Genomic DNA, 22578 nt, shown 5'->3' with positions numbered 1-22578 from the left:
GATATCGCCGGCAAAAAAAGACCCGCAACGGCGCGGGTCTTGGGTTCAGCGGCGGCTCAGGTGCCGGACTTGATCTTGGTCCAGGCCCGGGTGCGTGCGCGCTCGGCATCCCGCGGCAGCGGTTGCAGGGTGTAGAGCGTGCCCATTGCCGCATCGGTCGGGTACAGATTGGGGTTGTTACGGATCGCCTGATCGACCAGTTGCGTGGCGTCCTTGTTCGGGTTCGGGTAACCGACAAAGTCGCTGACTGGCGCAATCACCGCCGGTTGCAGCAGGTAGTTGATGAAGGTGTAGGCGTCCTCCGGGTTCTTCGCGCCCTTGGGAATGGCGAGCATGTCGAACCAGATCGGTGCGCCTTCCTTGGGCAGGCGCATGTCGACCACGACACCGTTCTTCGCTTCTTTGGCGCGGTTGGCCGCCTGCGAGAAACTGCCGGAGTAACCGACCGCGACGCAGATGTCACCGTTGGCGATATCGGCCATGTATTTGGAGGAGTGGAAGTAGGTGATGTACGGCCGGATCTTCATCAGCAGCGCTTCAGCTTTCGCATAGTCCGCCGGGTTTTTGCTGTTGGGGTCCAGACCCAGGTGTTGCAGGGCCAGCGGCAGGATCTCCGACGGCGAGTCGAGCAGGGCGACGCCGCACTGCTTGAGCTTGCTGATGTTGTCTTCGTTGAAGATCAGGTCCCAGCTGTCCACCGGCGCGTTATCGCCCAGCGCGGCCTTGACCTTGGCCGGGTTGAAGCCGATCAGGATCGTGCCGTACATGTACGGCACGGCGAACTGGTTGCCCGGGTCGTTGGCCTCGATCAGCTTCATCAGTTTCGGATCGAGGTGATTCCAGTTCGGCAGCTTGCTGCGATCCAGCGGCTGAAATACGCCGGCCTCGATCTGCTTGGCGAGGAACACGTTGGACGGCACCACTACGTCATAGCCGGAGTTGCCGGTCAGCAGCTTGGCTTCCAGCGCTTCGTTGGTGTCGAAGATGTCGTAGACCAGTCTGGTCTGGGTGTTCTGTGCCTTGAAGTCTTCCAGCGCCTTGGGCGTGATGTAGTCGAACCAGTTGTAGACGCGCAGGGTGCGTTCTTCGGCGTGGGCGCCGACGCTGAGCAGCGCCGCGCACAGGGCTGGCGCAATGCAGTGCTTGAGTCGGCTCATTGTGCAAAACCTTCCAGCACGTTCACTGCGTTGATGCCGATTTCTTCCACCGCGTAGCCACCTTCCATGACGAACAGCGTCGGTTTGCCGAGGGCGGCGATGCGCTTGCCCATGGCCAGGTAATCCGGGCTGTCGAGTTTGAACTGCGAGATCGGATCGTCCTTGAACGTGTCGACGCCCAGCGACACGACAATGATGTCGGCGCCGTAGCTGTCGATCTCGTTGCAGGCCTGTTCCAGCGCCGCGCTCCAGGTGTCCCAGCCGGAACCGGCCGGCAGCGGATAGTTGAAGTTGAAGCCTTCACCGGCACCTTCACCGCGTTCATCTTCGTAGCCGAGGAAGAACGGAAACTCGGCTTCCGGGTGGCCGTGGATCGAGGTGAACAGCACGTCGCTGCGCTCGTAGAAAATCGACTGAGTGCCGTTGCCGTGGTGATAGTCGACGTCGAGGATCGCGACTTTCCTGTGGCCGGCATCGAGAAATGCCTGGGCGGCGATGGCGGCGTTGTTGAGGTAGCAATAACCGCCCATCAAATCGCCGGCGGCGTGGTGTCCCGGTGGCCGGCACAGGGCGAAGGCGCTGTGCGCGCCGCGCTGGATTTCGGCCTGGGCGGTGAGGGCGACTTGTGCTGCGCTGTAGGCTGCTTGCCAGGTGCCGGCGGTGATTGGCGCGCCGCCGTCGAAGCTGTAGTAACCGAGCTGGCCGTGCAGGCTGGTCGGTTTGATCTGCCGCAGGGTGCGCGCTGGCCAGGTGTAGGGCAGCAGGTCGCCGTCAGTGTTGAATTCGGTCCAGCGCGCCCATGCGCCTTTGAAGAAATCGAGGTAGTCGCGGCTGTGAATCCGCGCGATCGGCTCCAGGCCAAAATCCTTCGGCGCTTCCACCGGGCCGAGATTCTGATTCTTGACCCGTTGCAGCACGTGGTCGGCGCGCGACGGCATCTCGAAGCACGGCTTGAGCTGGCCATCGATGAGTTCGCAGCGGCCGTGGTGCAGGTGGTGATCGTCCGAGTAGATCGTCAGCATTTGTTGTTCTCCGCAGGGGGCTGATTCGGTTGCCCCCAGTGTTGCGGCGCGCGGCGAATCGGAGAACGGCAGGAAAGGCCAAAAGGGGATCGATATGGCCAAAAACTCTGACCGCAATTCGCCCCTCCTCTCAATGCAGTCAAGCTCCGATTCAGCCATGCAATGCGTCCTTGTGGGAGCGGGCTTGCTCGCGAATACGGTATGTCAGATGCAATGATGGCGACTGACACTGCGCATTCGCGAGCCACATTAAAAACTCAGAAAATTATGCGCAGCTAATCATGGTTGATAAGTTGGAAATGATCTTGAAGTTTGGTTTTTAACAGTGAGTGAGAAGTTTTTAAGTCGGTCTATAATGATTTTTTATTATTGTATTTAGTTGGCTTAAGGCATGACGCATGCCAATTTTAAAGTTGAAAACATGCGCGGTCTACTGTCAGAAATTACAGGTTTCTCTCGAATTCAATACCGTTTGTCGCATATTTTTATTTATATATTTGTTTTTTGACAGCCTGATAAGTTGGGTCTAGGTTGCCAAATGCTTACCTCTGGCTGTTTGAGGGTAGAGGTGGGCTATTCCTATGAACATTGACTTGATGATTTGCAAAAGGAGATTTGTATGAGTACTTCAAAGTTTGAAAAATATTCGCCGGAGTTCTTTCGGGGCATCAAAAAGGCAACCGAAGGTCAATTCGACATTAAAATTAACGGTAAAAAGCATTCCCTTCCGGTCAGTCATGCCGAAATACGCGAAAAAGACATTGTTCTGAGATTCGATCTGAGTGGGGGGAATCCTGAAGTTAACCACCTTATTTCAATAATTATTGAGAAGCAGTATTTGAATAAAAAAGTGGAATTTACCGGGGGAGGTAAGCCCGTTTATTTCCTGTTTCAGAATGCCAAGCAAGAGTGGTTGGCGGAAAAAGGCTGGATTCATGTGGATTGGCAAGAGAACAGCAAGAAAATCACTGGGCTGGTGGACGATGTGGAAAGCGGCCGGCCTGGTGACTCCAAACTGGAGCAAGGTAAATTTGAAGTAACCTTAGCTTGATTGTTAAACCTTCCTGCGTGAGTTTTGCAGGAAGGTTTATTGATGCTCCGAATCGCATTTTCAAGTTTTTATCAGATCAGTTCGCCACACAGGTCGAATTCGATCAGTCGGCTCACGTCAGCCGACTCCAGTCTGGGAGCTGCCCAAGCCAGCGATCTTTTGATCTTCAGGGTCTGTACTGACTCGGCGCAACACCGCTCCAGCGCACGAACGCATGGCGGAAGCTCGCGGTCTCGCTGAAACCCAGCGTTTCGGCAATCCGGTAGATCGGCAACTGATCCTCACACAGCATCTGCTTGGCCCGCTCGAAGCGCAGTTCGTCGAGCAGTTCCTGATAGCTGCTGCCCATGTCCTTCAAATGGCGGCGCAAGGTGCGCGGCGAACATTTCATCTGCTGGGCCAGTCCCTCAAGCCCCGGTGCGGCATTGAGCTGGGCGCTGAGCAACTGGCGAATCCGCCCGAGCCACGCCTGCCGTCCGGTGAACTCGATGTTCTGTTTGCGGCAGCGTTCGGCCATGGCCTGGTGGGTGATGCTGTCGGCCAGTGGCAACGGTTGATCGAGCCAGCGCCGGTCGAAGGCGAAGGCGTTGTCCTTGGCGGCGAAATGCAGTGGGCTGTTGAAGTGCTCGGCATAGCTGTCGCGATAATCCGGCGCGGCATGTTCAAAACGTGTCGCCCGCAACGGCAGCGGATGCCCGAGCAAGTCGTCGCAGATGACCTTCAATGACACCAGGCAGAATTCCGCGTTGAACACCGCCATCGACGGACTCTCGCGGTAATCGGCGGCGACGAACCAGACCTGCTCGCCATCGTCTTCCAGGCTCAGTTCGAAAAGTGTTCCCAGCAGCGCCGGATAGCGAATCGCCAGACGTAAAGCGTCACCTAAGGTGGCACTGGTGAGCAGCGCGTAACCGAGGATGCCGTAGCAGGACACGTGCATCCGCCGCCCCAGTTCCAGGCCAATGTCATGCTTGAGCGCGACGGCGTTGGCGCAGACCTGCATCTCCTGATTGGTGGTGATGCGCGTGTCGGCACGGGCCAGATCTGCCGTGCTGATGCCGCTGCCGGCCAACAGCGCGTCGCTCGACAAGCCTTCAGCCTTGAAGGTGTTGAGCACCAGCGAGACGGCGTTGAGCGTGGTGAGGTGGGAGTGCAGCATAAGATCTTCCAGCCTGGGGATGCTGGAAACGGCAGCAAGTTATATGCCGTACGCGGATCAAACTGTACGAGGGCTGCTGTGGGGGGGGGGGGGGGGGGGGGGGGGGGGGGGGGGGGGGGGGGGCCCCCCCCCCCCCCCCCCCCCCCGCTCCCACAGTGGTTCTATGGTGTTTGCAAGTTCGATGCTTAAGGCATAATCCGCCCCAATTCCAACAACAAGGATGCCTTCGAAGTGAGCTCAGTCAACAAGTCGATATTGTTGGTCGATGACGACCAGGAAATACGCGAGTTGCTGGAAACCTACCTGACCCGCGCCGGGTTCCAGGTGCGGGCCACAGCCGATGGCGCCAGTTTTCGCCAGGCACTCAACGAGGCGCCCAGCGATCTGGTGATCCTCGATGTGATGCTGCCCGACGAAGACGGTTTCAGCCTGTGCCGCTGGGTGCGCCAGCATCCGCGTCAGGCGCAGGTGCCGATCATCATGCTGACCGCCAGTTCCGACGAAGCCGACCGCGTGATCGGGCTGGAGCTCGGCGCTGATGACTACCTCGGCAAACCCTTCAGTCCCCGCGAGCTGCAAGCCCGAATCAAGGCGTTGTTGCGACGTGCGCAGTTCGGTCAGGAGCGCAGCGGCAGCGACGTGCTGGCGTTCGACGAGTGGCGGCTGGACATGGTCAGCCATCGACTGTTCCACACCGACGGCGAAGAAGTGATTCTCTCGGGCGCCGACTTCGCGCTGCTGAAGTTGTTTCTCGATCATCCGCAGGAAATCCTCGACCGCGACACCATCGGCAACGCCACCCGTGGCCGCGACCTGATGCCGCTCGACCGGATTGTCGACATGGCCGTCAGCCGCTTGCGCCAACGTCTGCGCGACACGGAAAAACCGCCGCGACTGATCCGCACCGTGCGCGGCAGCGGCTACCAACTGGCAGCCAATGTGGTTGCCGGCAATGGTCACTGAGTCGCTGCGCCAGCTCGCCAGCAAAGTCCCGGTGCCGCGTTCGCTGCTCGGGCGGATGCTGCTGTTGACCCTGTTGGCGGTGCTGTTCGCGCAGACGTTGTCGAGCGTGATCTGGGTCTCGCAACTGCGCGCGACCCAGCTCGAAGGCCTGGTCACCAGCGCCCGCAGCCTCGCCCATTCGATGACCGCCAGCGTCAGTTATTTTCGCTCGTTGCCGGTGGCGTACCGGCCGCTGGTGCTAGACCAGTTGCGCAGCATGGGCGGCACCCGTTTTGTGGTGACGCTCAACGACAAACCGCTGGGTATGGACGTGCTGCCGATCACCCCGCGCAAGGCTGCGGTGATCGAGGCAGTGGACGAAGTGCTGCGTCAGTCGCTGGGCCATGACACTGATATCTCGGTGACCTTCGTCAGCCCCGAGGATCTGCGGATCTTCAATGCCGGGCTGAAACTCGATGAGCTGCCGCGCTCCTGGGCGCATTACGCGTTGACCCTGGAACCGGTGAATCCGCCGGTGCTGGTGACGCAGATTCAGATGGCGCCGGGCGAATGGCTGTACATCGCGTCGTTGTTGCCCGAGCCCTACACCAGCCTCGAAGAGCAAGGCCTGCCGGCGCAGCAGGTGTGGTTCATCGTCCTTACCAGCGGCTTTTTGCTGCTGTTCATCGGCCTGTTGGTGCACTGGCAGAGCCGGCCGCTCAAGCGACTGGCGCGGGCCGCGCGGGATCTGTCGCTGGGCGCCGATGTCGAGCCGGTGGCCGAGGGTGGCGGCAGTGAAGTGGTGGAAGTGGGCCGTGCATTCAACACCATGCGCGAGCGCATCAGCCGTTACCTGACCGAACGCAGCCAGTTGTTCAGCGCGATTTCCCATGACCTGCGCACGCCGATCACCCGTCTGCGCCTGCGCGTCGAACTGCTCGAAGACGAGAAGCTGCAAGCCAAGTTCGGTCGCGATCTGGATGAGTTGGAGCTGCTGGTCAAAGGCGCACTGCAATGCGTGAAAGACACCGACATCCACGAGAACATCGAGCCGGTGGATCTCAATCATGTGCTCGATTGTCTGGTGGAGCCGTATCTGGCGCCCAACGGCAATGGCCGTGTGACCCAGCAAGGCAAGGCGCTGGCGGCGTATCCGGGCAAGCCTCTGGCGTTGAAGCGCTGCATCGGCAACCTGATCGACAATGCGTTGAAGTACGGGCAGAACGCGCATCTGCACATCGATGACGATGAGCGCGCGTTTGTCCTGCACGTCGACGATGAAGGCCCGGGTGTCCCGGAGCAGCGGTTGGAGCAGGTGTTCGAGCCGCACTTTCGCTTGGCCGGGCAGCAGCAGGGTTATGGGCTGGGCCTGGGCATTGCGCGCAACATCGCTCACAGCCATGGCGGTGAAGTGACGTTGCAGAATCTGCGTGAGGGTGGGTTGCGGGTGACGTTGCAGTTGCCGCGCAGTGTTGACTGATACCACCCCTGTGGCGAGGGAGCTTGCTCCCGCTGGACTGCGCAGCAGGCCGTCTTTTGGGTGCCGCTTCGCGCCACAGCGGGAGCAAGCTCCCTCGCCACAGGTTTCACTTCTGATCTATGTCACAGGCTGGTGACAAAACCCGCCCCCTTCGTTACAAGCCCACCGCGGCCCGTTGTTTAGACTCCCCGCAGTCATAACAACAAAAAAGGCCACCCATGGATCTTTTCCACCCAGGCTTCAGCAGTTGGCTGAACGCCCCTGCTCACCAGCAATGGCTCGCCGACGAAGGCCTGCGTCTGCTGGCATTCGCCAAGGCTTCCAGACTGCCCGAAGGTTTCGGCAACCTCGACGAGCGCGGCCGTTTGCCGGCGAGCGCGCAGGCCGAAACCATGAACACCGCGCGCATGACCCACAGTTTCGCCATGGCCCATATTCAGGGGCTGCCGGGGTTTGCCGAACTGGTCGATCACGGCATCGCGGCCCTGCGCGGGCCGCTGCGGGATGCGCTGCACGGCGGCTGGTTTGCGGTCGCCGAACATCGCGACGGCAACACCGGCAAGAACGCCTATCTGCATGCTTTCGTTGCGCTCGCGGCCAGTTCTGCGGTGGTTGCGCAACGTCCCGGCGCCCAGGCGCTGCTGGATGATGCGATCGATATCATCGACACCTATTTCTGGAGCGAAGAAGAGGGCGCGATGCGCGAATTCTTCAATCGCGACTGGCGCGAAGAAGAAGCCTATCGCGGCGCCAACAGCAACATGCACGCCACCGAAGCATTCCTCGCGCTGGCCGATGTCACCGAAGACCCGCGCTGGCTGGTGCGTGCGCAACGCATCGTCGAGCGAGTGATTCACGGTCACGCCGCCGCCAATGGCTACATGGTCATCGAACACTTCGATCGCGACTGGCAACCGCTGCGCGAGTACAACCACGACAATCCCGCCGATGGCTTCCGCCCTTACGGCACCACGCCGGGCCACGGTTTCGAGTGGGCGCGGCTGTTGCTGCACCTCGAAGCGGCGCGGGTCCAGGCCGGGATGCTCACGCCGGGCTGGCTGGCGACCGATGCGCAAAAACTCTTCGAACAGAACTGCCGAAACGGCTGGGACGTCGATGGCGCCCCGGGGATCGTCTACACCCTCGACTGGGACAACCAAGCCGTTGTGCGTCACCGTTTGCACTGGACCCATGCCGAGGCCAGCGCCGCCGCCAGTGCCTTGCTCAAACGCACTGGCGATCAGCAATACGAAATCTGGTACCGCCAGTTCTGGGAATTCTGCGAGATGTATTTCATCGATCGCTGCGACGGCAGCTGGCATCACGAACTCGATCCGCAGAACCGCCCGAGTGCCGATATCTGGGCCGGCAAGCCGGATCTGTATCACGCCTGGCAAGCAGTGCTGATTCCTCGTCTACCCTTGTCACCGAGTATGGCAACGGCTCTGGCGCAATTATCTCGGTCCGTTCCTGTGTAACCATGTGGTGACATTTGCGCGTCCCTTCGTTACCTGCGGGGGGAAACGCCCTGTTTAAACTCCTGTGCAGCGCAAGCACCAGACTTGCATGCATAACAACAAGAAAGGTACATCTCAGATGAATGCGATTTCTCGCCTCGCTACTGTCATTTCTGTCGCCTCCCTGTTCCCGCTCGCAATTCTGCCCCTCAGTGTGTCCGCTGCCGAATCCAAAGGTTCGGTCGAAGTCGTGCACTGGTGGACGTCCGGTGGCGAAAAAGCCGCTGTCGATGTGCTCAAGGCCCAAGTCGAAAAAGACGGCTTTACCTGGAAAGACGGCGCTGTCGCCGGCGGTGGCGGTGCCACGGCCATGACCGTACTGAAAAGTCGTGCGGTTGCCGGCAACCCGCCGGGCGTCGCCCAGATCAAAGGCCCGGACATTCAGGAATGGGCCTCCACCGGTCTGCTCGACACCGACGTCCTGAAAGACGTGGCCAAAGAAGAGAAGTGGGACAGCCTGCTCGACAAGAAAGTCTCCGATACCGTGAAGTACGACGGTGATTACGTGGCCGTACCGGTGAACATTCACCGGGTGAACTGGCTGTGGATCAACCCGGAAGTCTTCAAGAAAGCCGGCATCACCAAGAACCCGACCACCCTCGAAGAATTCTACGCCGCTGGCGACAAGCTCAAGGCTGCGGGCTTCATCCCGCTCGCCCACGGCGGTCAGCCTTGGCAGGACAGCACCGTGTTCGAAGCCGTGGTGCTCTCGGTCATGGGCGTTGATGGTTACAAGAAAGCCCTGGTCGATCTGGACAACAAAGCGCTGACAGGCCCCGAGATGGTCAAGGCGCTGACCGAGCTGAAGAAAGTCGCGACCTACATGGACCAGGACGGCAAAGGCCAGGACTGGAACCTGGAAGCGGCCAAAGTCATCAACGGCAAGGCCGGCATGCAGATCATGGGTGACTGGGCCAAGTCCGAGTGGACTGCCGCCAAGAAAGTCGCCGGCAAGGATTACGAGTGCGTAGCCTTCCCGGGTACCGACAAGGCGTTCACCTACAACATCGACTCCCTGGCGGTGTTCAAGCAGAAAGACAAAGGCACTGCGGCCGGTCAGCAGGACATCGCCAAAGTGGTGCTGGGTGAAAACTTCCAGAAAGTCTTCAGCATCAACAAAGGCTCGATCCCGGTGCGTAACGACATGTTGAACAACATGGACAAACTCGGTTTCGACTCCTGCGCGCAGACCGCTGCCAAGGACTTCCTGGCAGACGCCAAGACGGGCGGCCTGCAGCCGAGCATGGCGCACAACATGGCGACCACGCTGGCGGTGCAGGGCGCGTTCTTTGATGTGGTGACCAACTACATCAACGACCCGAAAGCCGATCCGGCCGATGCGGCCAAGAAGCTGGGCGCGGCGGTTCAGTCGGCCAAATAAGCATCAGCACCGCAGCCCCTGTGGGAGCGAGCTTGCTCGCGAAAGCGGAGTGTCAGGCAATCGCAATATCAACTGACAGGACGCCTTCGCGAGCAAGCTCGCTCCCACAAGGGGAAAGCGTGTGAATTTTCTACCCTCGTACTGGATTTCCCCATGAGTTCTGTTGCTGTGTTCAGCAAGGCCTCGCCGTTCGATGCACTGCAGCGCTGGCTACCGAAACTGGTGCTGGCGCCGAGCATGTTCATCGTGCTGGTGGGCTTCTATGGCTACATCCTGTGGACGTTCGTGCTGTCGTTCACCACCTCGACGTTTCTGCCCAACTACAAGTGGGCCGGGCTGGCGCAATACGCCCGGCTGTTCGACAACGATCGCTGGTGGGTCGCGAGCAAGAACCTCGCGGTGTTCGGTGGCATGTTCATTGGCATCACCCTGGTGATCGGCGTGCTGTTGGCGGTGTTCCTCGACCAGCGCATCCGTCGCGAAGGCTTTATCCGCACCATTTACCTGTACCCGATGGCGCTCTCGATGATCGTCACCGGTACCGCGTGGAAATGGCTGCTCAACCCGGGCATGGGCCTGGACAAATTGTTGCGTGACTGGGGCTGGGAAGGCTTCCGTCTGGACTGGCTGATCGACCCGGATCGCGTGGTGTACTGCCTGGTGATTGCCGCCGTGTGGCAAGCCTCGGGCTTCATCATGGCAATGTTCCTCGCCGGCCTGCGTGGCGTTGATCAGTCGATCATCCGTGCCGCGCAGATCGATGGCGCGAGCATGCCGACCATCTACTGGAAAGTCGTGCTGCCAAGCCTGCGTCCGGTGTTCTTCAGTGCGGTGATGATCCTCGCCCATATCGCGATCAAGAGCTTCGACCTGGTCGCGGCGATGACGGCCGGTGGCCCGGGTTATTCCTCCGACCTGCCGGCGATGTTCATGTATTCCTTCACCTTCAGTCGCGGCCAGATGGGCATGGGCTCGGCCAGTGCGATTCTGATGCTCGGTGCGATTCTCGCGATCATCGTGCCTTACCTGTACTCCGAGCTGAGGACCAAGCGTCATGACTAGTCTCGCTGCCAAACCCGCTTTCAGCCTGAGTCGCGTCGCGATCTACGCGGTGCTGATCCTCGCGGTCCTGCTGTACCTGATTCCGCTGGTGGTGATGCTGCTGACCAGCTTCAAGACCCCGGAAGACATCAGCACCGGCAACCTGCTGAGCTGGCCGACCGTGGTCAGCGGCATCGGCTGGGTCAAGGCCTGGGCCACGGTTGACGGTTACTTCTGGAACTCGATCAAGATCACCGTGCCGGCCGTGGTCATCTCCACCGCCATCGGCGCGCTGAACGGTTACGTGTTGTCGATGTGGCGCTTCCGTGGTTCGCAGCTGTTCTTCGGTCTGCTGCTGTTCGGCTGCTTCCTGCCGTTCCAGACCGTGCTGCTGCCAGCGTCGTTCACCCTCGGCAAGATGGGCCTGGCCAGCACCACGACGGGGCTGGTGTTCGTCCACATAGTCTATGGTCTGGCGTTTACTACGCTGTTCTTCCGTAACTACTACGTGAGTATTCCCGATGCGCTAGTCAAGGCTGCGCGTCTGGATGGCGCGGGTTTCTTCACGATTTTCCGGCGGATCATTCTGCCGATGTCGACCCCGATCATCATGGTCTGCCTGATCTGGCAGTTCACCCAGATCTGGAACGACTTCCTGTTCGGTGTGGTGTTCTCCAGCGGTGATTCGCAACCGATCACGGTGGCGCTGAACAACCTGGTCAACACCAGCACCGGGGCCAAGGAATACAACGTGGATATGGCAGCGGCGATGATCGCCGGCCTGCCGACCCTGCTGGTCTATGTGGTCGCAGGCAAGTATTTCGTGCGCGGGCTGACGGCCGGCGCAGTCAAGGGGTAATCATGGCAACGCTCGAACTTCGCAACGTCAACAAGACCTACGGTGCCGGCCTGCCGGACACCCTGAAGAACATCGAACTGTCGATCAAGGACGGTGAGTTCCTGATCCTCGTCGGCCCGTCGGGCTGCGGCAAGTCGACCCTGATGAACTGCATCGCCGGCCTCGAGACCATCACCGGCGGCGCGATCATGATCGGCGACCAGGACGTCAGCGGCATGAGCCCGAAGGATCGCGACATCGCCATGGTGTTCCAGTCCTACGCGCTGTACCCGACCATGAGCGTGCGCGAGAACATCGAGTTCGGTCTGAAGATCCGCAAGATGCCGCAGTCGGCAATCGACGAAGAAGTCGCACGCGTGGCCAAGCTGCTGCAGATCGAGCACCTGCTCAACCGCAAGCCGGGCCAGCTCTCCGGTGGTCAGCAACAGCGCGTGGCGATGGGCCGTGCGTTGGCGCGTCGGCCGAAGATCTATCTGTTCGATGAACCGCTGTCCAACCTCGACGCCAAGCTGCGCGTCGAGATGCGCACCGAAATGAAACTGATGCACCAGCGCCTGAAAACCACCACGGTCTACGTGACCCACGACCAGATCGAAGCGATGACCCTGGGCGACAAAGTGGCGGTGATGAAGGACGGGATCATCCAGCAGTTCGGCACGCCGAAAGAGATCTACAACGACCCGGCCAACCTGTTCGTGGCGAGCTTCATCGGTTCGCCACCGATGAACTTCATTCCGCTGCGCCTGCAGCGCAAGGACGGTCGTCTGCTGGCACTGCTCGACAGCGGCCAGGCCCGTTGCGAGTTGCCGATGAGCATGCAGGATGCAGGGCTGGAAGATCGCGAAGTGATCCTCGGCCTGCGCCCGGAACAGATCGTTCTGGCGAGCGGCGAGGGCAATGGCCTGCCGAGCATCAAGGCCGAAGTGCAGGTCACCGAACCGACCGGTCCGGACACCCTGGTGTTCGTCAACCTGAATGAAACCAAGGTCTGCTGCCGCCTGGCACCCGACGTGGCACCGCAGGTGGGCGAGACTCTGACACTGCAATTCGATCCGTCGAAAGTGTTGTTGTTCGATGCCAAGACTGGCGAGCGTCTGGGCGTTGCGGGTCAGGCGCAGACCGAAGCGCGGTCGGCGAACGTGGCGCAATTCAAGGGTCGCTGAAGATCAAAAATGTGGGAGCGGGCTTGCTCGCGAAAACGGAGTGTCAGGCAGCACATATGGCGACTGACATGACGCCTTCGCGAGCAAGCCCGCTCCCACAGGGGAAAAGTGGTGTTCGGCCTGTCGTTCGCCGCACTTTTTATGTAAACCACGTTGGAAAAAAACAGTTAATAACAATAAAGACGAGGATGTAGGGATGAAAAAGAAACACGTCAATGCCCGGTTGATCTGCCAAGTGTCAGCTGCGGCGGCATTGGTGCTGGCCGGCAATGCAATGGCTGCCGATGCATTCAGCTCCGATTCGAAATGGATGACCGGCGACTGGGGTGGCGAGCGGACCAAGCTGATCGAGCAAGGTATCGACATCAAGGCTGACTACGTTGGGGAAGTCGGTGGCAACCTGCATGGCGGCTACAACGACGACAAGACTGCGCGTTACGCTGACCAGTTCGGTCTGGGCGTGGCACTGGATCTGCAAAAACTCTGGGGCTGGGATAACACCCAGGCGAAGATCCAGCTGACCAACCGTAACGGCTACAACATCTCCAACGATCGCGTGGGCGATCCGCGTGCCGGCACTCTGTCGTCTTCGCAGGAAGTCTACGGTCGTGGCCACATGGTGCGTCTGACCCAGTTGTGGATTCAGCACCAGTTCTTCGACAACAAACTCGACGTCAAGGCCGGTTACTTCGGTGAAGGCGAAGACTTCAATACCTTCCCGTGCGACTTCCAGAACCTGGCGTTCTGCGGCTCGCAAGTGGGTAACTGGGCGACCAACATCTGGTACAACTGGCCCGTCAGCCAGGCCGCGATCCGCGTGAAGTACAACATCAACGACGAGCTCTACGCGCAGATCGGTGCGTACAACCAGAACCCGTCGCAACTGGAACACGGCAACGGCTTCAAGCTCAGCGGCAGCGGTACTGCCGGTACCGTATTGCCCGTCGAGCTGGTCTGGTCGCCGAAGGTCAACAGCCTGCCGGGCGAATACCGTATCGGTTACTACAAGAGCACGGCTGACGCCAACGACGTACTCAAAGACGCCAACGGCAACGACGCGGCAACCACCGGTGACGCTTACCGTGTACACAGCAGCAAACACGGCTACTGGTTCGTCGCGCAACAGCAACTCACCAGCCATAACGGTGATGCGTCTCGCGGTCTGAACATTGCGGCCAACGCGACCTTCCACGACAAGGACACCAACTTCATCGACAACTACCAGTCGGTGATGTTTGTCTACAAAGGCCCGTTCGACGCGCGTCCGAAGGATGACGTCGGCATCGGCGCGGCGCGTATCCACGTCAACGACGACGTGAAGAAAAACGCCGAACTGCTGAACGCTTCCAACGGTGTTTCGGACTACGACAATCCGGTGTTCTCGCCGATTCGTGATACCGAATACAACTACGAGATCAACTACGGCTTCCACGTCACCAACTGGCTGACGGTGCGTCCTAACCTGCAATACATCACTCACCCGGGTGGTGTTGATGCCGTGGACAACGCATTGGTCGCTGGCCTGAAAATTCAGTCGGTGTTCTAACGCGTCTGCGATAAGCTCCTCTCTATGTGCGCATATTTGCGGACAGCCAAGGCTGTCCGCTTTTTTTTGCGACACTCGTATACAAGGTTTGTGGCGTACCCATTTGTGGCGAGGGAGCTTGCTCCCGCTCGGCTGCGCAGCAGTCGTAAATCCTGATGATGAGGTTTAAATGACACACCGCAGTGAAAGGTTTCGGGGCCGCTTCGCAGCCCAGCGGGAGCAAGCTCCCTCGCCACAAGAGCAATGTGGATTGTTGAGTACCCCCATGATTTTCAGGACCGTGGCCAATGCATGAGCATCCGCTGCAACGCTTCTTCAAATCCCTGCGCGAACGACCGGTGTTTGCCTGGGAGCGCTATCAGATGCGCGATGTGCTGGTGATCGACCATCCGCTGTGTCAGGCGGTGTTCAGTCGGCAGGGCGCGCAGTTGCTGCACTTTCAGCCACGCGGGCAGAAACCGTGGTTGTGGTGTGCGGCGAAGTGGCCGCACGTTGGCGCCATTCGTGGCGGCGTGCCGGTGTGCTGGCCGTGGTATGGCCGCCATCCAAGCGAAAATGCCTGGCCATCGCATGGCTGGGCACGACTGCTCGACTGGAAGCTGCTCGACAGCAGCAGCGCCGAAGATGGCGTGCGCCTGCACTGGCAATTGCAGTTGTGCGACTGGCAGGTCGACCTGCACGCGCACCTCGGTGAACGCATGGAATTACGCCTGAGCACCGAGCATCAGGACGACATGCCGTGCCAGTTGAGCCAGGCTTTGCACGCTTACTGGCGTATTGGTGATGTTGGTGAGATAGCGCTGTCTGGCCTCGAAGGCGCGCAAGGTTACGACCAGTTGAGCCGCCAGTCCTGCCAGCAGGAAGGCGAGTTGCGCGTCGATGGTGGTTGTCAGCGGGTGTTCCAGCACGACGGCGAATTGCAGCTCAAGGATCACGCCTGGCAGCGCGAGTTGTGCATCGATACCGGTGACAGCGGTGACACCGTGGTCTGGCATCCCGGCTCGCGACCGCTGTTGGGCGTGAGTTGGGATGAAGTGACGGAGTTTGTCTGTGTCGAAGCGGCGGCGGGGGGCACCGACAGCCTGCATCTGGCGCCGGGGGAGAAGGCGCATTTGAGTTTGCAGGCGTGGGCTGCGGCCTAGATTTGTGGTGAGTCGGCTGACGCCTTCGCGAGCAAGCCCGCTCCCACAGTAGATGGCATTCCAATTGAAGGAACCCGATCACCTGTGGGAGCGGGCTTGCTCGCGAAGAGGCCGGATCAATCAGCCTAAATTCTGGATCAGTTGAACTCGTCACCCACCGGATACCGGCTCGCATTTAAGCTCTCTTTGATCTTGCGCAGATGCGGCTGGAAATCCACCCCACGGCGCAAGGTCATGCCGGTCGCCAGCACATCCAGCACGGTCAGCTGAATGATCCGCGAGGTCATCGGCATATAGATGTCGGTGTCTTCCGGCAGCGGAATGTTCAGACTCAGGGTACTGGCCTTGGCCAGCGGCGAATTCTCGGCGGTCAGGCCCAGCACCGAAGCACCGTTCTCCCGGGCGATGCGCGCCACCTCAACCAGCTCGCGGGTGCGGCCGGTGTAGGAAATGATCACGAACAGCTCACCGGTGTGCGCCACCGAAGCAATCATCCGCTGCATCAGCACATCCGCATGGGCGGTGACGGCGAGGTTGAAACGGAAGAACTTGTGCTGCGCATCCAGCGCCACCGGCGCCGAAGCACCGAGGCCGAAGAAGTGGATCTGCCGGGCCTGAATCAACAGGTCGACGGCGCGGCTGATCAGGTTCGGATCGAGCGCCTGACAAGCACTGTCGAGCGAGGCGATGGCGCTGCCGAAAATCTTCTGCGTGTAGGCCTCGGGATTGTCATCGGCCTCCACCGCACGGCTGACATACGCCGCGCCGCTGGCCAGGCTCTGCGCCAGTTGCAGCTTGAGTTCGGGGTAGCCGCTGACACCGAACGAACGGCAGAAACGGTTGACCGTCGGCTCGCTCACCTTTGCTGCCTGGGCGAGGGCGGCGATGCTGAAGCGGGTGGCCTGCTGCGGGTTGAGCAGGATCACCTCGGCGACTTTGCGTTCGGCCTTGTTCAGCTCTTCAAGGCGACTCTGGATCTGTTCCAGTAAATTTCGCACGCGGTCCATATGGAATTCCTAATTCACCTGCGCAAAGGTGCGCCGGGCTATGCAAATTGGGCCTTTGATATGGCCCGTAACGGTGGCCTATCCTACTGATGGCTCCGACCGACCACCACTCGGAATCTGTATTTTGCGAAAATGTTGTGGTTATTACTACATTTTCCCTTGAGTGATGCCTTGAAAAAAGGTATTTGTAGCTTAACTTGATAAAAGAACAAACATCATGCCTTCGATTACGGTTGAACCGTGCACCTTTGCCTTGTTCGGCGCTCTGGGCGATCTGGCCCTGCGCAAGCTGTTTCCTGCCCTTTATCACCTCGATGGCGCCGACCTGTTGCACGAAGACACGCGCATCATCGCGCTGGCGCGTGAACCTGGCTCCGAGCAGCAGCACATGGCGTTCATCGCCGCCGAATTGCGCCGTTACGTCGGCAAAGAGCTGGACCAGGCCGTGGCCGAGCGCTTTCTGGCGCGCCTGAGCTACCTGCACGTCGACTTCCTCAAGGCTGAAGACTATGTGGCGCTGGCCGAAGCCGCCGGCACCACGCAACGCATGATTGCCTACTTCGCCACACCGGCAGCGGTGTACGGCGCGATCTGCGAGAACCTGGCGAAAGTCGGTCTGGCGGAAAACACCCGTGTGGTGCTGGAAAAGCCGATCGGCTCCGATCTGGAATCCTCGCGCAAAGTGAACGACGCCGTGGCGCAGTTTTTCCCGGAGAACCGCACCTACCGCATCGACCACTACCTGGGCAAAGAGACCGTCCAGAACCTGATCGCCCTGCGTTTCGCCAACAGTCTGTTCGAAACCCAGTGGAACCAGAATTACATCTCCCACGTGGAAATCACCGTGGCCGAGAAGGTCGGCATCGAAGGCCGTTGGGGCTATTTCGACAAGGCCGGCCAACTGCGCGACATGATCCAGAATCACCTGTTGCAGCTGCTGTGCCTGATCGCCATGGACCCGCCGGCCGACCTGTCTGCCGACAGCATCCGTGATGAAAAGGTCAAAGTGCTCAAGGCGCTGGCACCGATCAGCCCAGAAGGCCTGACCACTCAGGTGGTGCGCGGCCAGTACATCGCCGGCCACAGCGAAGGCAAATCCGTTCCGGGTTACCTCGAAGAACCGAATTCCAACACCCAAAGCGACACCGAAACCTTCGTCGCCCTGCGTGCCGACATCCGCAACTGGCGCTGGGCCGGCGTGCCGTTCTACCTGCGTACCGGCAAGCGCATGCCACAGAAGCTGTCGCAGATTGTCATCCACTTCAAGGAACCGTCGCACTACATCTTTGCGCCGGAACAGCGCCTGCAGATCAGCAACAAACTGATCATCCGTCTGCAACCGGACGAAGGCATTTCCTTGCGTGTGATGACCAAGGAGCAGGGCCTGGACAAGGGCATGCAACTGCGCAGCGGTCCGCTGCAACTGAATTTCTCCGACACCTGGCGCAGCGCACGGATCCCCGATGCCTACGAGCGGTTGTTGCTGGAAGTGATGAACGGCAATCAGAACCTGTTTGTCCGTAAAGATGAAATCGAAGCCGCGTGGAAGTGGTGTGACCAGTTGATCGCCGGCTGGAAAAAATCCGGTGACGCGCCCAAGCCGTATGCGGCCGGGTCGTGGGGGCCGATGAGCTCGATTGCACTGATCACGCGGGACGGGAGGTCGTGGTATGGCGATATCTGATGTGAAACTGCCTGCGGGCGTGCACGCTCACCCATTCAAGAGCCCGGTGCTGTTGGCTGAAGGTCTGGCGCTGAACGTCGCCAAGCAACTGAGCGATGCCATCGCTGCACGCGGCAACGCGGTGCTGGTGGTCTCTGGCGGTCGCAGTCCGGTGGCGTTTTTCCAGCACCTGGCCAAGCAGGAGCTGGACTGGTCGAAGGTCGTCGTGACCCTTGCCGACGAGCGCTGGGTGCCGGTGGAGCATGCCGACAGCAATGCCGGCCTGCTCAAGCAGTATCTGCTCAAGGGCCCGGCGGCCAAGGCGCAGTTCCTCAGCCTTTACAGCGCGGCGGCCAACGTCGAGCAGGCTGCGGAACAGGCCGACCGTCTGCTCGCGGAATTGCCGCCGATCGACGTGCTGGTGCTGGGCATGGGGGATGACGGTCACACCGCGTCGTTGTTCCCCGACAGCCCGAACCTGACCGAAGCCTTGCAGATCGACGGCACTCGTCGCTGCTGGCCGATGCTGGCGCCGAGCGTGCCGCGTCAACGCCTGACCATGAGCCGCGCGCTGCTGGCTTCGGCAAAGCACAAGATTCTGTCGATTTCCGGTCAGTCGAAACTGACCACCCTGAATGCCGCGCTGGCATCCGACGACGTCGCGGCCATGCCGGTACGCGCGTTTCTGCAACCTACGTTAGAGATTTACTGGTGCCCATGAGCCAAGGATCAGCCGCTATGAAAAATCCATCCCCGACCGTTTCCATGGCGGACAAAGTTGCCCTGATCGACAGCCTCTGCGCCAAGGCGCGGATCCTGCCAGTGATCACCATCGCCCGTGAACAGGACGTGCTGCCATTGGCCGACGCGCTGGCGGCCGGTGGCCTCACCGCGCTGGAAGTGACCCTGCGCTCGCAGTTCGGGCTCAAGGCGATTCAGATCCTGCGTGAGCAGCGTCCGGAGCTGGTGACCGGTGCCGGCACCGTACTGGATCGCAACATGCTCGCGGCGGCGGAAGCGGCGGGTTCGCAGTTCATCGTCACCCCGGGCATCACCCGTGACCTGCTCGAAGCCAGCGTCGACAGCCCGATTCCGCTGTTGCCCGGCATCAGCAACGCCTCCGGCATCATGGAAGGCTATGGCCTGGGTTACCGCCGCTTCAAGCTGTTCCCGGCGGAAGTCAGCGGCGGCGTGGCAGCCATCAAGGCCCTCGGCGGCCCGTTCGGCGAAGTGAAATTCTGCCCGACCGGTGGCGTCGGCCCGGCCAACATCAAGAGTTACATGGCGCTGAAAAACGTCATGTGCGTGGGCGGCAGCTGGATGCTCGATCCCGAGTGGATCAAGAACGGCGATTGGGCGCGCATTCAGGAATGCACCGCCGAGGCCCTGGCGCTGCTGGACTAAACGTTTTACCTGACACTTCGTTGTGTGTTCTACGGCTTTACGGTGCGCTTGGTCGGTGCACCGTTTTTTTTTGCCCCGAGAAATGGCGCGATACATAGTTACCGCACTGCGGCGCTCGTGCGCCGTTAATCTGCGTTCTCTTATGGAAGAGAGAACGCGTCATGGAACGAGATACTTCAACCGCACCGTCATCATCGATCTATCAGTTGGCCCCCGAACAGATCGCCGGGCCGTATTTCCGCAATCCAAAACTACTGCGTCGCAACATCAGCGAAGGCGCCGAAGGGCTGCCCTTGCTGTTGCGCCTGAGCATCGTCGACGCGATGACCGGCGAGCCGGTGAGCGGGGCGCTGGTGGACATCTGGCACTGCAATGCACGGGGCGCCTATTCGGGTTGGAGCCGGATCAATCCGGATCAGGAGGTCGATTCCGATGCCATCGGCTCAGTGCCGCGTACCGACGATGACACCTACCTGCGCGGCAGCCAGTTCTGCGATCAACAGGGACGGGCACGATTCACCACGATCTATCCGGGGTTCTATGCCGGGCGAGCGCTGCACATTCATGTGGCAGTGCGCATTGTCGCCGGCACTGAATATCTGGCGGAGCGCAACGTGGCCTGGGTCGGCCAGCTGTATTTCCCCGAAGTGGTGTCACGCTCGGTGCTCAATGCCCGGGACTATCGCGGGCGTGCCTCGGCCCCCTTGAACAACGCCGATGACAGCTACTACAGCAACATGGGCGGCGAAGATTCGACGCTGACCGTGTGGCCGATCGGCCGAGACTCTCACGAGGACGGTTTCTTCGGCCACCTGACCATCGGCATCGACACCTTTGCCGCCTCGTCGCAGATCAAACCCGAGGACTTCGACAAGTACACCGTGTGAGCGATCAGCGCAGTTCGTTGAGCGCGCGGGTCAGCAACTGCATGTCATCGGCGGTGGTGGTCAGTCCCGGGGTGATGCGGATGTTCGGCCCGCTCGCTGCGCCGTTGCGCACCACAGTGAACAGGTTGTACTCGTCGAGCAGTCGCGCGGCCATCACCTGTTGATCGGCGTGACGGGTGAAGCGCATCGAGGTGATCCCGCAATACAGGCGCGGATCGTCCGGGGTCATGACCTCGATCCCTGGCAAGTGCCGCACCGCGCTGACCCACAGGTTGCGCAGGTAATTGAGCCGTGCGCCTTTGGCTGCGGCGCCACCGAGTGAACGGTGCTCCTCGAATACCAGCGGCAGGGTCATCAGTGCCGGAATGTTCGGCGTGCTGTACGGCGTGCGCGCGCGGATATCGCTGATGGGGAAGTGCATTTCGCCCATGTCCGGGTCGATGTCGGCCAGACGCTGTGGCGCGATATACAGAAAGCCCAGGGTCAGCGGTGCGCCGATCCACTTGTGCAGGTTGAAGCCGGCGAAGGCGATGCCCATTGCTTCGAGATTGAAGTCGATCTGGCCGAGGGCGTGAGCGCCGTCGAGGATGATGTCCACGCCATGTTGTTTCGCCAGCGCGGCGATGGCCTGCACCGGCATCACCAGCCCGGTGCGGTGGGTGACGTGGGTCAGGGCCATCAGTTTGAGTTTCGGATAGCGGATGAAGGTTTCGCGGTAGCTGTCCAGCAGACTGTCGAAACTGGCCGGATGCGCATGGTTGATCTCGATCACATCGACGCCGCGATGCCGCGCCAGCCAGCGCATGGCGCCTTTGACGGTGTCGTATTCCAGGTCGCTGATCAGCACCTGATCGCCGGGTAGCAGGCGATTGTAATTACGGATCAGCGACTGCAGCGCATCGCTGGCGTTGCGGGTGAAGGCCACGCTCTGCGCGCGCACGCCGATCAACTCGGCCAGTTGCGCACGGATGTCGAGGCTGTCGTACTGTTCAAAACGTTGGCGCACATACACCGAGTTGCTGGTGTTGATCATTTCGATGTTGCGCTGGTAGTCCTCGATCACCGTGCGCGACATGCGTCCGAAGTAACCGTTCTCCAGGTTCAGCGGGCCGGTTTGCGCTTCGTAGCGATCGGCGAAGGTTTGCCAGAAAGCTTCGTCACGGGCGCGGCGGGTGTTGTCAGGCATGGTCGAGGCTCTAGGAGGAGGGCGCTTCAGTGGCGCGGGGCAGGTTTGCCGTGTTTGGCGCGTAGCGGCTCGAGCAGGTCCGACAGGCCGTTATGGTCGATTTCCTGCATCAGCGCCAGCAGTCCGCCGAGTTCGCCGTGAGGAAAGCCTTCGCGGGCAAACCAGTTCAGGTAAGGCCCTGGCAGGTCGGCAATGATCCGGCCCTTGTACTTGCCGAAGGGCATTTCACGGGTGATCAGTAGTTCAAGCTTTTCAGGATTCATCAGTGGCAATCATCTGGGTTCGAAACAGTCAGGAAAATACAGGCATTCTGCATGCAGGCCAAATGACAGTTCATGCAAATAACCGTGATACAGATAGTTCAACTATCTTTAAGTTATTGATTTTTAAGTGATATTTATTTTTGAAAAAGCTGGCACGCACACTGCAATAACCCTTGCATCTTCAACCAACCGCAAGGAATTGAAAAATGACTGACATGAATAAAGAAGCCATCTCTGTACTGAACGACCTGATCGAAACCTGCAAAGACGGTCAGGAAGGGTTCAAGACTTGCGCTGAAGACATCAAGCATCCAGAACTGAAAACCCTGTTCGTGACCCGTTCTGCCGATTGCGCGACTGCCGCCGCTGAACTGCAGGCTGAAGTACGTAAACTGGGCGGTGATCCGGAAACTTCCACCAGCGTCAGCGGTGACCTGCACCGTCGCTGGGTCGACGTCAAAGCCATGTTCACCGGCAAAGACGAAGAAGCGGTGCTCAACGAAGCCGAGCGCGGTGAAGACCATGCGCTGAAGGCTTATCGTGAAGCCATCGAGAAAATCAACAAGCACAGCCTGGTGGGTATTCGTGACCTGGTTGAGCGTCAGTACCACGGCGTACAACGCAATCACGACCAAGTGAAAGCCCTGCGTAACCAGGCTCGCGCTCGTTCGTAAGCCACGCTGAAAAAACTGTGGGAGCGGGCTTGCT

General features: G+C 60.0%; 21 protein-coding genes. 15 read left to right on the top strand and 6 right to left on the bottom strand.

The annotated features are described in order from the left end of the window. Positions 1-56: 56 nt before the first annotated feature. Both NTD85_RS10965 and NTD85_RS10960 read right to left on the bottom strand, forming a co-directional pair. Positions 57-1157, bottom strand: coding sequence for a polyamine ABC transporter substrate-binding protein (locus NTD85_RS10965; RefSeq protein WP_262142141.1), 1101 nt, complete (start codon positions 1155-1157; stop codon positions 57-59). Beyond that, a complete protein-coding gene (locus NTD85_RS10960) occupies positions 1154-2179 on the bottom strand; it encodes a histone deacetylase family protein (protein ID WP_103484635.1) in 1026 nt (341 codons plus the stop codon). The genes NTD85_RS10965 and NTD85_RS10960 overlap by 4 nt, the downstream gene beginning before the upstream one ends. Before the next feature lie 619 nt (positions 2180-2798). On the opposite strand from NTD85_RS10960, the gene NTD85_RS10955 reads away from it, so the two are divergent. Further along, complete coding sequence (locus tag NTD85_RS10955; RefSeq protein WP_003229653.1) at positions 2799-3230, top strand: hypothetical protein; 432 nt, start codon at positions 2799-2801, stop codon at positions 3228-3230. A gap of 166 nt (positions 3231-3396) precedes the next feature. Here NTD85_RS10955 and NTD85_RS10950 read toward each other — a convergent pair whose 3' ends face one another. After that, positions 3397-4389, bottom strand: coding sequence for an AraC family transcriptional regulator (locus tag NTD85_RS10950; RefSeq protein WP_003229651.1), 993 nt, complete (start codon positions 4387-4389; stop codon positions 3397-3399). Positions 4390-4620: 231 nt separating this feature from the next. Here NTD85_RS10950 and NTD85_RS10945 point away from each other — a divergent pair, with 231 nt between their 5' ends. The 9 genes from NTD85_RS10945 (at position 4621) to NTD85_RS10905 (ending at position 15460) form a co-directional block, all read left to right on the top strand. Then, positions 4621-5352: a response regulator gene (locus tag NTD85_RS10945; RefSeq protein ID WP_003227460.1), complete on the top strand. Its 732-nt coding sequence runs from the start codon at positions 4621-4623 to the stop codon at positions 5350-5352. Beyond that, a complete protein-coding gene (locus NTD85_RS10940) occupies positions 5342-6811 on the top strand; it encodes an ATP-binding protein (RefSeq protein ID WP_262142140.1) in 1470 nt (489 codons plus the stop codon). The genes NTD85_RS10945 and NTD85_RS10940 overlap by 11 nt, the downstream gene beginning before the upstream one ends. Positions 6812-7029: 218 nt before the next feature. Further along, the gene (locus NTD85_RS10935) at positions 7030-8289 is read left to right on the top strand and encodes an AGE family epimerase/isomerase (RefSeq protein WP_262142139.1); all 1260 of its coding nucleotides are present in this window, start codon (positions 7030-7032) and stop codon (positions 8287-8289) included. 118 nt (positions 8290-8407) lie between these two features. Next, a complete protein-coding gene (locus NTD85_RS10930; RefSeq protein WP_262142138.1) occupies positions 8408-9709 on the top strand; it encodes an ABC transporter substrate-binding protein in 1302 nt (433 codons plus the stop codon). A 153-nt stretch (positions 9710-9862) separates the two neighbouring features. Further along, on the top strand, positions 9863-10771 hold the full coding sequence (locus tag NTD85_RS10925) for a carbohydrate ABC transporter permease (RefSeq protein WP_003227452.1): 909 nt from the start codon (positions 9863-9865) through the stop codon (positions 10769-10771). After that, a complete protein-coding gene (locus tag NTD85_RS10920; RefSeq protein WP_003227450.1) occupies positions 10764-11609 on the top strand; it encodes a carbohydrate ABC transporter permease in 846 nt (281 codons plus the stop codon). Before NTD85_RS10925 ends, NTD85_RS10920 begins: the two co-directional genes overlap by 8 nt. Positions 11610-11611: 2 nt before the next feature. Next, positions 11612-12772, top strand: a complete 1161-nt coding sequence (locus tag NTD85_RS10915) for an ABC transporter ATP-binding protein (RefSeq protein WP_003227447.1) — start codon at positions 11612-11614, stop codon at positions 12770-12772. A gap of 196 nt (positions 12773-12968) precedes the next feature. Continuing rightward, a complete protein-coding gene (locus NTD85_RS10910; protein ID WP_262142137.1) occupies positions 12969-14318 on the top strand; it encodes a carbohydrate porin in 1350 nt (449 codons plus the stop codon). A 287-nt stretch (positions 14319-14605) separates the two neighbouring features. Next, positions 14606-15460: a D-hexose-6-phosphate mutarotase gene (locus tag NTD85_RS10905; protein ID WP_007969321.1), complete on the top strand. Its 855-nt coding sequence runs from the start codon at positions 14606-14608 to the stop codon at positions 15458-15460. Between the two features lie 137 nt (positions 15461-15597). Here NTD85_RS10905 and NTD85_RS10900 read toward each other — a convergent pair whose 3' ends face one another. Continuing rightward, positions 15598-16458, bottom strand: a complete 861-nt coding sequence (locus tag NTD85_RS10900; RefSeq protein ID WP_169432688.1) for a MurR/RpiR family transcriptional regulator — start codon at positions 16456-16458, stop codon at positions 15598-15600. A gap of 226 nt (positions 16459-16684) precedes the next feature. On the opposite strand from NTD85_RS10900, the gene zwf reads away from it, so the two are divergent. The 4 genes from zwf to NTD85_RS10880 all read left to right on the top strand — a co-directional run bounded on the left by zwf (position 16685) and on the right by NTD85_RS10880 (position 20421). Continuing rightward, complete coding sequence (zwf, locus tag NTD85_RS10895) at positions 16685-18151, top strand: glucose-6-phosphate dehydrogenase (protein ID WP_262142136.1); 1467 nt, start codon at positions 16685-16687, stop codon at positions 18149-18151. Beyond that, positions 18138-18851, top strand: coding sequence for a 6-phosphogluconolactonase (gene pgl / locus NTD85_RS10890; protein WP_262142135.1), 714 nt, complete (start codon positions 18138-18140; stop codon positions 18849-18851). Before zwf ends, pgl begins: the two co-directional genes overlap by 14 nt. A 17-nt stretch (positions 18852-18868) precedes the next feature. Then, positions 18869-19534: a bifunctional 4-hydroxy-2-oxoglutarate aldolase/2-dehydro-3-deoxy-phosphogluconate aldolase gene (locus NTD85_RS10885; RefSeq protein WP_003227433.1), complete on the top strand. Its 666-nt coding sequence runs from the start codon at positions 18869-18871 to the stop codon at positions 19532-19534. Between the two features lie 161 nt (positions 19535-19695). Next, positions 19696-20421 carry an intradiol ring-cleavage dioxygenase gene (locus NTD85_RS10880; protein ID WP_262142134.1) on the top strand — a complete coding sequence of 242 codons (726 nt, stop codon included), beginning with the start codon at positions 19696-19698 and terminating at the stop codon, positions 20419-20421. A gap of 4 nt (positions 20422-20425) precedes the next feature. Here NTD85_RS10880 and NTD85_RS10875 read toward each other — a convergent pair whose 3' ends face one another. Together NTD85_RS10875 and NTD85_RS10870 are read right to left on the bottom strand one after the other, a co-directional pair. Then, positions 20426-21607, bottom strand: coding sequence for an aminotransferase class V-fold PLP-dependent enzyme (locus NTD85_RS10875; protein ID WP_262142133.1), 1182 nt, complete (start codon positions 21605-21607; stop codon positions 20426-20428). A gap of 26 nt (positions 21608-21633) precedes the next feature. After that, positions 21634-21870, bottom strand: a complete 237-nt coding sequence (locus NTD85_RS10870) for a DUF3820 family protein (RefSeq protein WP_003227425.1) — start codon at positions 21868-21870, stop codon at positions 21634-21636. 206 nt (positions 21871-22076) lie between these two features. Between NTD85_RS10870 and NTD85_RS10865 the strand changes: the two genes are divergently transcribed. Next, positions 22077-22544, top strand: a complete 468-nt coding sequence (locus NTD85_RS10865; RefSeq protein WP_103522061.1) for a ferritin-like domain-containing protein — start codon at positions 22077-22079, stop codon at positions 22542-22544. Positions 22545-22578: the final 34 nt, after the last annotated feature.

Source organism: Pseudomonas sp. 13B_3.2_Bac1, from assembly GCF_025466205.1.
In the GTDB taxonomy this organism is placed as follows: Bacteria; Pseudomonadota; Gammaproteobacteria; order Pseudomonadales; family Pseudomonadaceae; genus Aquipseudomonas; species Aquipseudomonas fluorescens_H.
This window is presented reverse-complemented; position numbering and strand designations above follow the sequence as displayed.